The organism is Pedobacter sp. AC402 (genome assembly GCF_979252805.1).
On the sequence record NZ_CEEDAI010000015.1, the window covers coordinates 464,124 to 479,472 of the forward strand.

Here is a 15,349-nt window from a genome sequence, read left to right on the forward strand (position 1 = left end):
TTGCATAGCGAAATGGAGAGATCTATGGAATATGATTTATATATCTCTAAGGAGATAACAACTGATCTACCTCAAAAACTCCACATTCCAGATTTTTTCTGCTTTTCTGCCAATTAACCAAAAAGAAGCAGCCAGCACTGAAAAAAATAATGCTTTATGCCAGCTATCCCAAAAATATTCGAAATAACGTGTATAAAGATTGATAAAGAGAAAGGTAATTCCGAATTCACGGGCGATATCATCGTGATATTTTAAACCAAAAAGAGTACTTGCAAGGCAAATGACGGCGGAAATTAAAGCCCAATAAAATAAGCTTAATTGCCTAACCGTATACCATTCTTCTAAACTGGCGAAATTACCAAATACTGATAAGGCCCAAAGTGATACGAACAAATAAACCATACCAGCTATATAGGTTACCTGAAAGAAATGCTGTGTTTTAGGAAAAGCTTTCATTATAAATGATGCAGCAGTTAATGCAGCCCCAAAAACTACAAAACGTAACGGATAATTCATGCCCAGAAAATAATAGTTCCACCGGCTTAAATAACCTGTTTCAGTACCAAACCATGCACCTAATGAGATTAACGCAAAAATCCAGATTAACCGCGAATTGAAGATATATCCTAAAGCGCCATATATAAAAACAGATATTAGAATGAGGATAGAAAAATTACCCGAGCCGTTATCTATTGCCTTCCCGAAATAGGCAATGGCATTTGCAGTAAGTAAAATGGCAGAAAAAACAATGGCTTCGTTGCTAAATTTTAAATGTGATAATTTCTTTTTGCTCCTGAAGCCAAGAATATAAAGCCATCCTGCCAAACCACCAGATACAATGGCAATTACAATGTTTGGGGTGTTATAAACTCTTTTTAAGTAGTTTAAAATTGAATTATCAATCAGTAATGATCCGAGAGCGATAAAGCCACAGGCTAAAGCTACCCAAAAGGCATACTGCGCCAGCCGGAGCCAATCGAAATTTTTGGCTTCATAACTTTTACGGAGCTTATTACCGGTTTCATCATTGATCAGGCCATCATTCTGCCACTGCTCAATCATATCATCCAGAAACTCACTTTTTTCTCTGTCAACTTTCATAGGTTAGGTTATATACGAAGATATAAAATTTGATCGTTATTGATGTATTTAGGCATTGGTAGTCAATCTCTTCATATAATTTACCTTAATTAGATTGCTTTGCCCGCTGAAAAAACTATATCATAACGATGAATACCTTTATATAACCTCTTTAATCTTCCTGTTGTTCCCTACAATCCAGATAATATCACCATTGTCGAAAACGAAATCAGATGAAGGATTCAATATCCGATCAGAACCCCGTTCAATCCCAACAATTAAGGCCTGCGCTTTTTCTCGGATCCCTGCATTTCTAATGCTTAACCCATAAACCGGCGATTCGGTATGTACGACCACCTTTTGAAGTGTCATTTCTTTATTTGGAAAATTATTTTCTTCAGCAATTGCCGGCGCATCTACTTCTAAAAGGGCTTTAACGGCAGCCAATTGATCATCAGCACCAATTAATAACAGTTTATCATTTGGATAAAGCCTTTCATCTCTTCCCGGGGTTGGAATGTTGTTCCTTCCACGTTCTATTAAAGCAATATTAACCCCGTATTTTTCCCTGATCATTAATTCAGTAAGTGTTTTTCCTACCACTTCCGATTCAGGAGAGACGGTAAGCTTCAGTTAAGTGTGTATCCCAGGGTAAAATATTCGGTTTCTGATTTTCACGTGCATTTAAGTTCAGCATGAAACGTCTTTCCAGCTTATCGTAAAATGATTGCAATTTCCGCGAGAAAATTACCATTCCGAGGATAATTAAACCTAGCGCAATTACAGCTGCAACCCAGGTGTCGAAAAATTCGTACATCAGAAATCCTACAAAGAAAATCCCTAAGGCCACCCTAAAAAACTCGATTGCAATTAATGGTCCACGCGTATATTTTTTATTTAGCCAAAGGTGAGAATAAGCTGTTCTTTGAATCCTTCTGATGGATAAGGCCCACAAAAATGGCGACATCAATATAAACGAAACCACTACACTGATGATAATTGAAGTTAAACTATTTGCAATGTTGCGTACAATAAAAGGTTGCACATAGCGGTAAGCTAAAAAGATAATTGCGATGATGATTACAGAATGGATAATGGTATTAAAAATATAGGATCTTAATAAAATTTTCCAATCGCTTAGTGTGGTAATGCCTTCTGTACTGGAGCTATATCTATCAATGCCATCAAGCCATTTTTTGGGTAAAATACGGTTTAAGTACTGGTAAAAAGGTTCAGATAATTTAATTAAATAAGGAGTGGTAAATGTTGTAATTGCTGCTGCGGCTACTGCGATAGGATAAAGGAAATCACTCGTTACTTTAAGGGTTAAACCCAAGGATGCAATGATGAAAGAAAATTCGCCGATTTGCGCCAAACTCATGCCTGATTGGACAGAAGTTTTTAATGGCTGACCGGAAAGTAATGCCCCAAGTATGGTAAAAATGATTTTTCCTAAAATAATGACCAGAGTGGCTACTAAAATTGGAACTGCATATTTAACCAACATGGAAGGATCAATCAACATGCCAACAGAAACAAAAAATACGGCTGCAAATAAATCCTTTACCGATTTTGTTAAATGTTCAATTCTTTCGGCCTGAGCAGTTTCGGCCAAAATAGATCCCATAATAAAAGCCCCAAGTGCCGGAGAAAAACCTACTTTATCAGCAAGTAAAACCATTACCAGGCATAAAGCCAATGATACAACCAGCATTGTTTCATCATTCATTAATTTTTTGGTTGCCTTAAGAAACGATGGAACCAGAAAAATTCCACCTAAAAACCAAAGTACCAGGAAAAAAGCCAGTTTTAATATGGAATATAACATTTCTGTACCTGCCGATTGCTGGCTTACGGCCAGCGTGGAAAATAGTACCAATAATAAAATGGCTACAAGATCTTCAACAATTAACACCCCGAAAACCAAGCCAGCAAACTTTTTATGTTTTAAACCAAGTTCTTCGAAAGCTTTAATCGTAATCATGGTTGATGATATTGATAATATTCCTCCTAAAAACAGGCTGTCCATATCTTTCCAGCCCATGGCTTTACCTACCAGGTAACCGGCCAGAATAATAAATAATACTTTTACAATTGCGGTAATGGAGGCAGAGCCGCCTACTTTAACCAGTTTTTTAAAACTGAATTCTAAACCAAGACTGAACAATAGGAAAATTACACCTATTTCGCCCCAAATATTAATGCTTTTTGTATCTGTAACAGACGGAAAAAATTTCAAGTGTGAGCCAACCAATAAGCCGGCAAGTATGTAACCTAAAACAAGGGGTTGTTTAATTCTTTTAAATATGAGTGTGGTAATTCCTGCTGCGGCAAGAATTAATCCTAAATCGGCTATCAAATCGGGTAAATGCATCTATAAAAAATAGGTAATATGGGTTAAATAATTTATTGCCAGGCAATATTAATAACCTGGTATTTTACTGAAAATTCCACGTGATGTGGTTCAAATAAATGAAATTACTTACCAAAAAACATGTTTTGGATAAAGCATTTTAAAATGGCACCAATAATTATGTTTTAACCTTCTTATTACAACTTTAGCTGTGATGGCTTTGTTTTTTAAAAAAAGAAACATCAAAAAAGAAAGAAGTATAAAAGCGGCGAAAGATATTTTTACAATTGAAGCGTTAATGAAATCTTTTTGCAAGCTTTCATAGTCCTGATTAAAATCTGAAATAAGTTTATTGATTTTTTTATTGGTGATGAAACTTATTTTTAAGTTTTTGGCTGGAGCATCACTTCTATTTTCCTGCGTTGCGAATGACGAAAAATTAGTGGAAATAATAAGAAGAAGGATGATGTAAATAAGCCTCATTGCTGCTAATATAACGAAAAGGAGGCTTTTTTGAAAGGGAAATGTGATTTAAAAATGCTTTTTGGCTTCTATAAGCTTTTATTGTAATCTTAGGTTTTATTATAATTTACGTCATGCTGAATTTATTTCAGCATCTATTTTTAATACAACAGACCCTGAAATAAATTCAGGGTGACGCATGTTTGAGATCTAATTTAATCCATTAAAATAAGCGAGTGTTGCTTCTTTATCTTTTTGTAATTGAACTGTCAGCGCTTCTAACCCCGTAAATTTTACATCGTGACGAAGAAATTTTAAAAAGTTCATCTTAATATCCTGGCCATAAATTTCCTGGTTGAAATCGAAAATATTTACTTCAATGTTTCTGGTCATCCCGTTAATGGTTGGGCGCTGCCCGATGTAGGCCATGCCTTTGTAAGTCCGAAATCCGGAGTCCGTAGTCTGAAGTCTGTTTGTTGATTCTGAACCTTCTTCTTTAAATTCGGCGCTCATCTCTACCGTTACTGCATAAATGCCATCACCAGGAATCAATTTGTAGGTTTCTTCCACAAATATATTGGCAGTAGGGAAACCAATTGTTCTGCCGATTTTATCGCCTTTAATTACTCTTCCGAAAATAGAAAACGGATAACCGAGGTAGTCGCTGGCTAAACCCACATCGCCTGCCAAAAGTGCCTGACGGATTTTGGTAGAACTTACTGCAACATCGTGAATATCCTGTTCCATTATTTCTTCAACCGTGAAGCCATAATGAAAACCAGCCGCTTTTAAATCGCTTAAATTACCTGACCGGTCTTTACCAAAACGGTGGTCGTAACCAATTATAATATGTTTGGTGCCAATAGTATTGACCAATATATTTTTAATATAATCTTCAGGCAACTGATTGGAAAAATCTCTTGTAAATGGTGTAATAATCAGATGATCCACACCCAAACCTTTTAAAATTTCTGCTTTTTCATTAATGGTATTGATCATTTTTAAATCCTGGTTTTCAGGATCGATAATCATCCGTGGATGCGGGAAAAAATGTTAAAATTACACTTTCTCCATGATCAGCCTTTGCCTTTTCTACAAGTTGTTTAATGATTTTTTGATGTCCGAAATGTACACCGTCGAAAGTACCAATGGTTACAATGGCATTGTCTAATTTTTTAAAATCCGAAAGGTTATTATATATCTTCAATGGTAAAATCTATTTATTTATATGGGTTTTGCATGCGGGTAGGTAGCTGGTTAGCATACAACCCGAACCTTGGCATAGCTTAAGTGCTTACCCAAATTTCTGTTGTTTATTAATGTAAGGCATGGCGTTTTACCACCCCGCCTTTTAAATCGGCAATTTGTTGTTGAATCACAAAAGCATCCGAATCAATCTGCCGGATAGCAGTTTGTAATTTGCTCATTTCCAGTTTGGTTACTACGGTGAAAATAATATCGATATCTTTCTTTTCTCCATAACCGCCTTCGCCCTTGTAAATGGTAACACCGCGCCTCATTTCGTTGATGATAAAATTTTTAATGTCTTCCTGATGTTCTGAAATAATCGTTACACCGGTATATTGTTCTATTCCGTTAACGATAAAATCGATGGTGCTCGAAGCTGACAAATAAGTTAATATAGCGTAAAGCGCAGTTTCGATGTTTAAAAAATATGCTGCGAAGGCAAAAATGATGATATTTAAAATTAGAATGATATTCCCGACAGTTAAAATACTGTTTTTACTGATGTAAAGTGCCAAAACCTCAGTACCGTCAATTACGCAGCCGCCGCGCATGGCTAAACCAATACCACCACCTAAAAACAGGCCTCCAAAAAATGCGATGAGCAATTTATCGTGTGTAATGGGCTGAAAAGGCAGTATAATTAGCGCTATGGAAAGTGTAGCGATGGCAATAGCCGTTTTAATTGCAAAACCTTTACCAATTTGCCTGTAACCCAAAATTACGAACGGAATATTAATAATGGCAATAAGATACGATAAATTCCAGCCGGTTAGGGTGCTTAATAGCAGAGAGATACCGGTTACACCACCATCAATAAAGTGGCTGGGCATTAAAAAACTTTTTAAACCGAAGCATGCCGAAGTTACACCTGCAATAATTAACAGAATTTCTTTGATAAACCTGGTTTTTCTGTTTTTAATGTGGTTCATGGTTGAGCTTCAGTTTTAACTTCTTCTTTCTTGCTACGAATATAATTAACAAGTTCTAATACCTCAAACGCATCATTAAGTAAAAAGTTTCCGCTTCGGGTGCGCGTAAGTTTGGAAAGGTACGCGCCACTGTTTAATTGTTTGCCGAAATCAGACACTAATGAACGGATGTATGTGCCTTTACTGCAAACAATTCTGAAATCAATTTCCGGCAGCTCGATCCGGGTGATCACAAATTCCGGAACACTAACAAAACGTTTACGTAATTCTACCTCTTCACCTAGGCGCGCTTTTACATATAAGCGATCAGCCGTTTACTTTAACCGCAGAGTGTGCCGGCGGATATTGTTCAATATCGCCAATAAAAGGTTTGCAAGCTGCATAAATTTCCGCTTCGGTAATGTTGCTGATGTCAAAAGTTTGATCAACCTCAGTTTCCATATCGAATGATGGGGTTGTGGCACCTAAAATCATGGTGCCTGTATATTCTTTTTCTTCAGCTTGAAAATTGTCTATTTGCTTAGTTAACTTGCCAGTGCAAATGATTAATAAGCCTGTGGCAAGGGGATCTAAAGTGCCGGCATGGCCAACCTTCAGTTTTAACGGTTTTAAAGAATTACGGATTTTGCCTACCACATCAAATGAAGTCCATTTGTATGGTTTGTTGATTAAAAGCAATTCGCCTTCAGCAAAATTGAAATCTTTAAATTTTGAATTTTCGGTACTCACAAATCTTTTTTGCGCAAAGATACGGATTCGATGTGGTTTGCTTAAGTTTTTTTACCACAGATGTATACAGATAAACACGGATGCTTATTCTCTGTTTATATCCTTTTTATCGTGGTTGAGTTGTTTCTATATCTATATAATTTGTAAGTTGTGGCCGCTTAATAACAAGATGATAATAATTAAGCCTGCTGCAATTCTGTACCATCCAAATACTTTAAAGCCATTTTTATTCAGGTAACCGATAAAACTTTTAATGGCCAATAGTGCCACAACAAAGGCAACAACGTTACCAATAATTAAGAGGTTGGTTTGATCGTGGGTTATGGTATGTCCTTCTTTGTAAAAATCGTAAAGTTTTTTGGCTGTTGCTGCAAACATGGTGGGTACGGCAAGGAAGAATGAAAACTCTGCAGCAACTTTTCTGCTTAATTTCTGACTCATACCGCCAACGATGGTCGCTCCTGAACGTGATACACCAGGTAACATGGCAATACATTGAAAAAAGCCAATTTTTAATGCAGTTAAATAACTTATATTTTCTTCTTCATTGATGGTTGGCTTATTAAACCATTTATCAACAAACAATAAAATAATGCCACCAACTAAGAGGGAAATACCAACAGCAATTGCGACTCTCCAGCAATTCGTCGATTTTTTTGCTTAAAAGTAAACCAAATACTGCTGCCGGGATAAATGCAACCAATAATTTGATATAGAAGTTTATCGATTTAAAAAATCTTTTAAAGTAAAGTACCACCACCGAAAGTATGGCCCCGAGTTGAATTACTATGGTAAAAAGTTTTACAAAAGGTTCTGATGCAATGCCCATAAAAGATGAGGCAATAATCATATGCCCGGTGCTCGATACAGGTAAAAATTCGGTTAATCCTTCAACAATGGCAAGGACAATGGCTTCGAAAGAGTTCATATTGTTTAGTTAATGGGTTAATCCCATTGTAATTTTACGTTATAGTTTTTTAATTTTTTATCTCTTGAGATTAAAGTTAAATCTTCAGAAATGGCTTGCGAAACATTTATACGATCAAAAGGATCATTGTTGAAAAACTCCTGTTTTAATAAGGTTGTAAGGTGCGTTTCGTTAATAGCGATTATTTCGATCTGATTTCGTTCAGCAAACCGGAAAAGTTCATCAAAGTCTATTTGTAAATCGAGCTTTCCAATTTGTTTTTTTATCGCGATTTCCCAAAGTGAGGCGATACTCAAGATACAGGATTCGCTAACATTAAATAGTGTTTTTTTGATAGAAGCAAGCAACTGATCATCTTTGGCTACAAACCACAAAAAAGCATGGGTATCTAGTAAATATGCCATTAAATGTAATCAGCAAACATTTCCAGCGGTTCATCAAAATCATCAGATAGTTTGATTTTACCTTTTGCATATCCGAACATTCGTGATTTTAGTTTTGGCTTATTATGATGCTTGGTTTTTAAAAATTCTACAAAATCTGCAACTTCCTGCCTAAGGTTTAGGGGAAGAGAATTTATTTCGATTTGCAAACTTGTTGTAGTCATAATAGAAATTTAAAAAAACACACTAGTTATTGCAAGCAATTATTTTTTTAAAATTGCATAAATACCGAAAGCAAAGCCTGCCAGCACCACTACAGGAGCCAATAAAGTTCTTCTAAAATCGTAGATATCGCCAGTTGTACCCATCATCAGGATAAAACCAACAGCCACGATTGCAATGCTGATCAATAATAACTGATAATTTTTTTTGGTAAAAACCAATTCATTTTTAACGTCCTTAACAATCGGACTTGTTTTTTTTTCTGCCATTATCTATAAAGATGATAAGATTTTAAACGTAAATATCTGCTCACTGCAAACCATGTACTAATGCCTGTTATAAAAATACCAACAATTAAAAGGCCTATAAACACAAAGCCAAACTCCTGGTAGTTATTTAAAATAATTATCTCCGGCACTTCTTTACGGGCATAAATTAGCGTAGCCAATAAAATGATGATGGCAATAAACGCAGCGATTAAACCATGTAAAGCAGCATACAGTAAGAAAGGACGTCGGATAAAATTTTTCGTTGCACCAACCAGCTGCATACTTTTAATTAAAAAGCGTTGCGAGTAAATTGCAAGTCTTATGGTATTGTTAATCAGCGCGATAGAAATTATAAGAAGCAATGCAGCAAAGGCTAAAATAATTAAACCAATGGTATTGATATTCTTATTAACCATATCAATTAAAGAACTTTGGTAAACCACTTCTTTAACAACCGGATTTTTAGAAATACTTGCTTTTAATGCATCAATGCTCTTATTGTTGGCATATTCTGCTTTTAAATACACATCGAAAGTAGAGGTTAGCGGGTTGTAACCTAAAAAGTTAACAAAATCTTCGCCTAAATCCTGGGTTAAATTTCTGGCAGCAAGCTCCTTATTTACATATTGTGTTTGCTTTACCGCAGGGTTCGTATTCAGCTCTTTCTGAAAAGCAAGAACATCGGCTTCTTTTGCACCTTCATCAACAATTATGTTTAAAACAATGTTTTCTTTAACGTAGTTAGACAGGTTTTTGGCATGTACAAGTACCAACCTAAGCAGCCCCAGCATCAATAAAACCAACGCAATACTAATTATAGTAGATATATAAACGGTTTTGGTTTTTTTAGATGCATCACTTACTTCGAATTCTTCCATGTATTTCATTTTTGTTTCTGCGAAAATATAAATTATACCTGATAAACACCAATTAATGATTGTTAAATGAATATAAACGAATCAGTAAAGCTTTTAGTTTGAGCATTAATTCGTTAATGAAATTCACTTTTTCTAAAATCACGGTACGAAATTTGTTAAAACGCCGTTAATTATGGATATCTTAAAACTAAATTTAACTATGAAAAGACAAATTACTATCCTTAGCCTCTTACTATTAGTCGCGTCATCAATTATTTCTTGCCAAGAAAGATGATACTTCGTTAAAAGCACAAATGTTGGGCCGATGGACGTTAAATAAGATTGTAACTACAGGTTATACTGATGATAAACTTAATGGAGCGATTACTTATGGTAAAACCACTGATTACATCGACTTCAAATCAAATAATGATGACCAAGTGGAGATCAGTTTATCAGGAAACAGGACAATTGGTGAATATGTAATCATTTATTCTGATCAGTTTAGCATGAGCATCAATGATGGATTGAATTATTGTAAAATCAATAGTATCAATGCCAATAAATTGGAATTTACTGCCAAAATTGATAAAACAAACGTTACTAAAGTATACTCTTTATCAAGATAAGAACTTAATCCCCCGATTATTTGCTTGCGCCATTGGTTTTTAATATCAATGGCGCATTTTTTTGTTTGTTCTCTCCGTACTGACGCGAAAAATACATTCTGCGCATTCCTTATAATAAAGCATAAACTGAATACGGAGCAAGAAGAGATTACCAGTGAATCATTTTTGATGGAATAAATTCACATATTATGATTTCAGTATCTAATTCGATAAAAACAATAGTGTATTTTTTTTTGTAAGATATGCACTTATAGCCCATTAGTGTTCTTTGCGGCTCTCTACAAGTTTTATATCTCTTCCTGTTGTCTCCTAATCTTTCAATAAAATCATAAACGTCATCTGCAAATTTTTCTGCGGTAGCAGGTAAACCTTCAGATTCTAAATACCACGAAACCTCCGCAATACTTTCTGCAACGGTTTGCTTAATTACTATTTTTCTGCTGACCATTTCCTGATTAAATTTTTACTATGGGCTCTTGCCTCATTAATAGAAAATGTTTTTTCAGGATGATGTTTCAAAGCTGCATTTTTTTGCAACTCTTGATAATTTTCTTCAGGAATGAGTACGTATTTCTTATTTTCGATAGTAAGATGTGTCATAACACTCATTTTTATATACGAAGATAATAAATAATTAATAAATGTTAACCTGATTTTGTTCCATTGTTAAAACACCGCATTTCAATCCTAACATCTTCTGATTCTGCATTTCTGTCGGCAAAATATTATAATGAATCTCCTTTTTAAAGCCCCTTAATTTCCGTATTTTTGCACCTTTAAAAATTTAAAACGTGCAATGGATTATCAATTCAAAGAAATAGAACAAAAGTGGCAGAAATTCTGGGCAGATCATCAAACATTTAAGGCCGAAAGTAATTCTGATAAACCAAAATATTATGTGTTAGATATGTTCCCATATCCATCAGGAGCAGGTTTACACGTTGGTCACCCACTGGGTTATATTGCATCTGATATTTTTTCTCGATACAAACGCCTTAAGGGCTTTAATGTATTGCACCCAATGGGATACGATTCATTCGGCTTACCAGCAGAGCAATACGCCATACAAACCGGTCAGCATCCGGCAATTACCACTGAAGCAAACATTGCAACCTACCGCCGCCAGTTAGATCAAATTGGTTTTTCTTTCGATTGGAGCAGGGAAGTACGCACAAGTGAGCCATCTTATTACAAATGGACGCAGTGGATTTTTATGCAGTTGTTTAACTCCTGGTATAATATCGAAAACGATAGGGCAGAGGATATTACCACATTGATTGAAAAATTTAATGCTTCTGGTACTGCAGATGTTAAGGCCGTTTGTGATGAAGATACCAAAGAATTTCTTCCGAGCGACTGGGCTACCTTTACTGATGAAGAAAAACAGATAGAACTGTTAAAATACCGGTTAACATACCTTCGCGAAAGTACTGTAAACTGGTGCCCTGCTTTAGGAACTGTTTTAGCTAATGATGAAGTGAAAGATGGTTTTTCTGAACGTGGGGGTTTTCCTGTTGAACAAAAGAAAATGATGCAATGGAGCATGCGCATCACTGCATATTCCGACCGTTTATTGCAAGGCTTAGATACGATTGATTGGCCGGAACCGATTAAAGAAATGCAACGCAACTGGATTGGTAAAAGCGTTGGGGCATCGGTAAAGTTTGCTGTCGACAATTCACAGTTTGCAGTTGAAGATACTGAAAATGCTAAACCGAAAACTGCAAAATATATAGAGGTTTTTTGCAACGAGAGTTGATACGATTTTTGGTGTTTCTTATCTTGTTTTGGCACCAGAGCATGAGTGGGTGGCAGAATTAACCACACCTGAGCAAAAACAGGAAGTTGCCGACTATATTGCCTTAACTAAAAAGAAATCGGAATTAGACCGTATGGCCGATACCAAAACAGTATCAGGTGCTTTTACAGGTACTTATGTAATTAATCCGGTAAGTGGCGAACGCGTTCAATTGTGGATTGCTGATTATGTTTTGGCTGGATATGGAACAGGTGCTGTAATGGGTGTGCCAAGTGGCGATCAGCGCGACTGGTTATTTGCGAAGCACTTTAATTTGCCAATTATACAGATTTTGGACGGTCAGAAAGATATTGATACACAGGCCGATCCAACAAAAGAAGGGAAATACATCAATTCTGGTTTTATTAACGGATTGGAATATAAAGAAGCTGTTTCCTTTTTAAATAATTGGTTAGAAATAGAAAAAGTAGGTAAAGCAAAGGTGAATTTCCGCCAGCGTGATGCAATTTTTGGTCGTCAGCGTTATTGGGGTGAGCCAATTCCAGTTTATTTTAAAGATGGCTTACCTTATTTGGTAAAAGAAGAAGAGTTGCCATTGTTGTTGCCAGAAATTGATAAATACTTACCAACTGAAACCGGAAGCTCACCTTTGGCCAGGGCCGAAAACTGGTTACCTCAAGATGGTGGGCATTACGAATTAAGCACCATGCCAGGCTGGGCAGGAAGCAGCTGGTACTGGTACCGTTATATGGATGCCAATAACAACAATGAGTTTGCCTCAAAAGAAGCTGTTGAATATTGGAAAGATGTTGATTTATACATCGGTGGTTCTGAGCATGCTACAGGCCATTTATTATACAGCCGTTTCTGGAATAAATTTTTAAAAGATTTAGGTTATACCAAAGAGGAAGAGCCTTTCAAAAAACTGATTAACCAGGGCATGATCCAGGGTAGAAGTAATTTTGTTTATCGCATTAATGATGAAAACGGAAAGCCTACCAATACATATGTTTCTGCTGGTTTAAGAAAAGAATATAAAACTTCGGCATTGCATGTTGATGTGAACATTGTTGAAAACGATACTTTAGATATTACTAAGTTTAAAGCCTGGAGAGAAGAATATGCAAATGCAGAATTTATACTCGAAGGTGGAAAATACATCTGCGGTGTGGAAGTTGAAAAAATGTCGAAGTCGAAATTCAATGTTGTTAATCCCGATGATTTGATTGAGCGTTATGGTGCGGATACATTACGGATGTACGAAATGTTTTTGGGGCCTTTGGAGCAGAGCAAACCATGGAATACCAATGGTATTGAAGGTGTATTTAAGTTCTTGCGTAAGTTTTGGCGTTTGTTCCACAATGAAGAGTGGGTATTTCAGGTAAACGACAATGAACCTACAAAAGCAGAATTAAAATCACTTCATAAAATCATTAAAAAAGTACAGGATGATATTGAGCGTTTTTCATTTAATACATCGGTATCAAGCTTTATGATTGCGGTAAATGAACTAACAGATCTGAAATGTAAAAACCGTCAGGTTTTGAAAGATTTGGTGGTAATTCTTTCCCCTTATGCGCCACACATCTGTGAAGAATTATGGGTACTATTGGGTAATGAGGCTGGAACATTGTCATACACTGCATTCCCTACCTTTAAGCCAGAATACCTGGTAGAAGATGAATTTGCTTATCCGGTTTCTATTAATGGTAAAATGAAAATGAACCTGAATTTGAGCTTAACTTTGGCTCAGCCAGAAGTAGAAAGTATTTTATTGGCTGATGAGCAATTCCAGAAGTTTTTGGATGGAAAACCCACTAAAAAGATCATTTTCGTTAAAGGAAAGATTATTAATGTAGTTGTTTAAGGAGGTAGAAGGCAGAAGGTAAAAGGGTGGATGGTTTTCCTTGCGCTTGCCTAAGCTAGAAATGTAAAAACCCGATTTGTGTTTTGCAAATCGGGTTTTTTGTTGAGAATTATTGGAAGGTTGGGTTTTCAGACCTTAAGCCTTCCTGCCTTAAACCTTCTACCTTTTTTATCTTTCACCTCTTTTTCTGTTTCCACCAAATCTTCTATTGTTGCTGGCGTTGCGTGGTTTGCCACTCATGTTGCCATCGCCACTTTTTTTAGCACCACCGCCACCTTTTGATTGTGCTTGTGGTTTGCGTTTCACCTGGTTTTTAGCCAACATGCTTTCCCAGCTTAACGGGTAAGGATGATCATCAACAACAGGTAGGGTAATTTTAATCAGTTTCTGAATATCCAATAAGTACTCATTTTCTTCGGCATCGCAGAATGATATTGCAATTCCGTTAGCACCAGCACGTCCGGTACGGCCAATTCTATGTACATAAGATTCAGGGATGTTCGGCAATTCAAAATTGAAAACGTGCGATAACTGATCGATATCTATACCACGCGCAGCAATGTCAGTAGCCACCAACACACGGATTTTTCTATCTTTAAAATCAGTTAATGCCCTTTGTCTGGCGTTTTGAGATTTATTTCCATGAATTGCTGCTGCTTTAATGCCGGCATGGGCTAAATCTTTTACAATCCGGTCTGCACCATGTTTGGTACGGGTAAAAACCAGTGCTGTTTGAATATCTTTATCTTCTAGCAGATGGATAAGTAATTTCTTTTTATCTGGCTTATCAACAAAATAAACCGATTGTACAATTGTTTCGGCAGTAGAAGAAATAGGGGTAACTTCTACTTTGGTTGGGTTGGATAAGATGGTATTTGCCAACTTCTGAATCTCATCTGGCATTGTTGCCGAGAAAAATAAAGTCTGGCGTTTTGCAGGCAATTTAGCCACAACTCTTTTCACATCGTGAATAAAGCCCATATCTAACATACGGTCAGCTTCATCTAATACAAATAGCTCAATGGTATTTAAATTGATAAAACCCTGGTTCATTAAATCCAGTAAACGGCCTGGTGTAGCCACTAAAATATCAATCCCTTTTTTAAGCGATTCTACTTGTGAGTGTTGATTTACGCCGCCAAATATTACCAGGTGGCGTAAGTTTAAGTTACGGCCGTAAGCTTTAAAGCTTTCTTCAATCTGGATGGCAAGTTCGCGGGTTGGTGTTAAAATTAAAGCTTTTATATTTTTTGTAGCTTTGGTATTAACGTGTTTTTCGTGCAATAACTGCAACATTGGGATGGCAAAAGCGGCCGTTTTTCCGGTTCCGGTTTGTGCGCAGCCTAATAAATCTTTGCCTTGTAATATTGTTGGGATGGATTGCTCCTGTATTGGTGTAGGTTGTGTATAACCTTCGGTCTCAAGGGCCTTTAAAATTGGCTCAATGAGGTTTAATTCTTTGAATAACATGTATGTTTTTATGTAATATTTATCGAAGAAGCTAGAACGATCATTTATTGAAGGACTAACTTGCGGAGAGAATATGCCATTGAGAACGACAAGCCCTTATTCCTGCTTCGGGGGCAAATATACATAAAATGTTTCAAAATCCGCTTAATGATAAATTTTGTGCT

The 15,349-nt window shown here is 36.2% G+C and carries 12 protein-coding genes and 4 pseudogenes; 2 read left to right on the forward strand and 14 right to left on the reverse strand.

All coding sequences use genetic code 11. The features are described 5' to 3' along the window. Positions 1-66: 66 nt before the first annotated feature. The 11 genes and pseudogenes from AC0IWE_RS25755 to AC0IWE_RS25805 form a co-directional block, all read right to left on the reverse strand. A complete protein-coding gene (locus AC0IWE_RS25755; RefSeq protein WP_471795275.1) occupies positions 67-1,101 on the reverse strand; it encodes a DUF2157 domain-containing protein in 1,035 nt (344 codons plus the stop codon). Between the two features lie 138 nt (positions 1,102-1,239). Further along, the gene (locus tag AC0IWE_RS25760; protein ID WP_471795276.1) at positions 1,240-1,683 is read right to left on the reverse strand and encodes a cation:proton antiporter regulatory subunit; all 444 of its coding nucleotides are present in this window, start codon (positions 1,681-1,683) and stop codon (positions 1,240-1,242) included. Between the two features lie 7 nt (positions 1,684-1,690). Then, positions 1,691-3,454 carry a cation:proton antiporter gene (locus AC0IWE_RS25765; RefSeq protein ID WP_471795277.1) on the reverse strand — a complete coding sequence of 588 codons (1,764 nt, stop codon included), beginning with the start codon at positions 3,452-3,454 and terminating at the stop codon, positions 1,691-1,693. Between the two features lie 651 nt (positions 3,455-4,105). Beyond that, positions 4,106-5,102, reverse strand: a pseudogene (locus tag AC0IWE_RS25770) (bifunctional riboflavin kinase/FAD synthetase). 109 nt (positions 5,103-5,211) lie between these two features. Further along, positions 5,212-6,072 carry a YitT family protein gene (locus tag AC0IWE_RS25775; protein ID WP_055907391.1) on the reverse strand — a complete coding sequence of 287 codons (861 nt, stop codon included), beginning with the start codon at positions 6,070-6,072 and terminating at the stop codon, positions 5,212-5,214. Further along, a pseudogene (gene truB / locus AC0IWE_RS25780) lies at positions 6,069-6,801 on the reverse strand (tRNA pseudouridine(55) synthase TruB). Before truB ends, AC0IWE_RS25775 begins: the two are co-directional and overlap by 4 nt. 132 nt (positions 6,802-6,933) lie before the next feature. After that, positions 6,934-7,729: pseudogene (locus tag AC0IWE_RS25785) on the reverse strand (undecaprenyl-diphosphate phosphatase). Between the two features lie 17 nt (positions 7,730-7,746). Further along, positions 7,747-8,133 (reverse strand): type II toxin-antitoxin system VapC family toxin, encoded by a 387-nt coding sequence (locus AC0IWE_RS25790; protein WP_471795278.1) that lies wholly within the window; start codon positions 8,131-8,133, stop codon positions 7,747-7,749. Continuing rightward, on the reverse strand, positions 8,133-8,336 hold the full coding sequence (gene vapB / locus AC0IWE_RS25795) for a type II toxin-antitoxin system VapB family antitoxin (RefSeq protein ID WP_471795279.1): 204 nt from the start codon (positions 8,334-8,336) through the stop codon (positions 8,133-8,135). The genes AC0IWE_RS25790 and vapB overlap by 1 nt, the downstream gene beginning before the upstream one ends. Before the next feature lie 39 nt (positions 8,337-8,375). After that, on the reverse strand, positions 8,376-8,603 hold the full coding sequence (locus AC0IWE_RS25800) for a DUF3098 domain-containing protein (RefSeq protein ID WP_055907377.1): 228 nt from the start codon (positions 8,601-8,603) through the stop codon (positions 8,376-8,378). Further along, positions 8,603-9,481: a cell division protein FtsX gene (locus tag AC0IWE_RS25805; protein ID WP_471795280.1), complete on the reverse strand. Its 879-nt coding sequence runs from the start codon at positions 9,479-9,481 to the stop codon at positions 8,603-8,605. The genes AC0IWE_RS25800 and AC0IWE_RS25805 overlap by 1 nt, the downstream gene beginning before the upstream one ends. A gap of 293 nt (positions 9,482-9,774) precedes the next feature. On the opposite strand from AC0IWE_RS25805, the gene AC0IWE_RS25810 reads away from it, so the two are divergent. Next, positions 9,775-10,089 (forward strand): hypothetical protein, encoded by a 315-nt coding sequence (locus AC0IWE_RS25810; RefSeq protein ID WP_471795281.1) that lies wholly within the window; start codon positions 9,775-9,777, stop codon positions 10,087-10,089. 148 nt (positions 10,090-10,237) lie between these two features. Here AC0IWE_RS25810 and AC0IWE_RS25815 read toward each other — a convergent pair whose 3' ends face one another. Next, positions 10,238-10,537, reverse strand: coding sequence for a type II toxin-antitoxin system RelE/ParE family toxin (locus tag AC0IWE_RS25815; RefSeq protein ID WP_471795282.1), 300 nt, complete (start codon positions 10,535-10,537; stop codon positions 10,238-10,240). Then, complete coding sequence (locus AC0IWE_RS25820; protein WP_157255385.1) at positions 10,519-10,689, reverse strand: hypothetical protein; 171 nt, start codon at positions 10,687-10,689, stop codon at positions 10,519-10,521. The genes AC0IWE_RS25815 and AC0IWE_RS25820 overlap by 19 nt, the downstream gene beginning before the upstream one ends. A gap of 196 nt (positions 10,690-10,885) precedes the next feature. On the opposite strand from AC0IWE_RS25820, the pseudogene leuS reads away from it, so the two are divergent. Beyond that, positions 10,886-13,715: pseudogene (gene leuS / locus AC0IWE_RS25825) on the forward strand (leucine--tRNA ligase). 168 nt (positions 13,716-13,883) lie between these two features. On the opposite strand, the gene AC0IWE_RS25830 reads toward leuS, so the two are convergent. Then, the gene (locus tag AC0IWE_RS25830) at positions 13,884-15,185 is read right to left on the reverse strand and encodes a DEAD/DEAH box helicase (protein ID WP_055907362.1); all 1,302 of its coding nucleotides are present in this window, start codon (positions 15,183-15,185) and stop codon (positions 13,884-13,886) included. Positions 15,186-15,349: the final 164 nt, after the last annotated feature.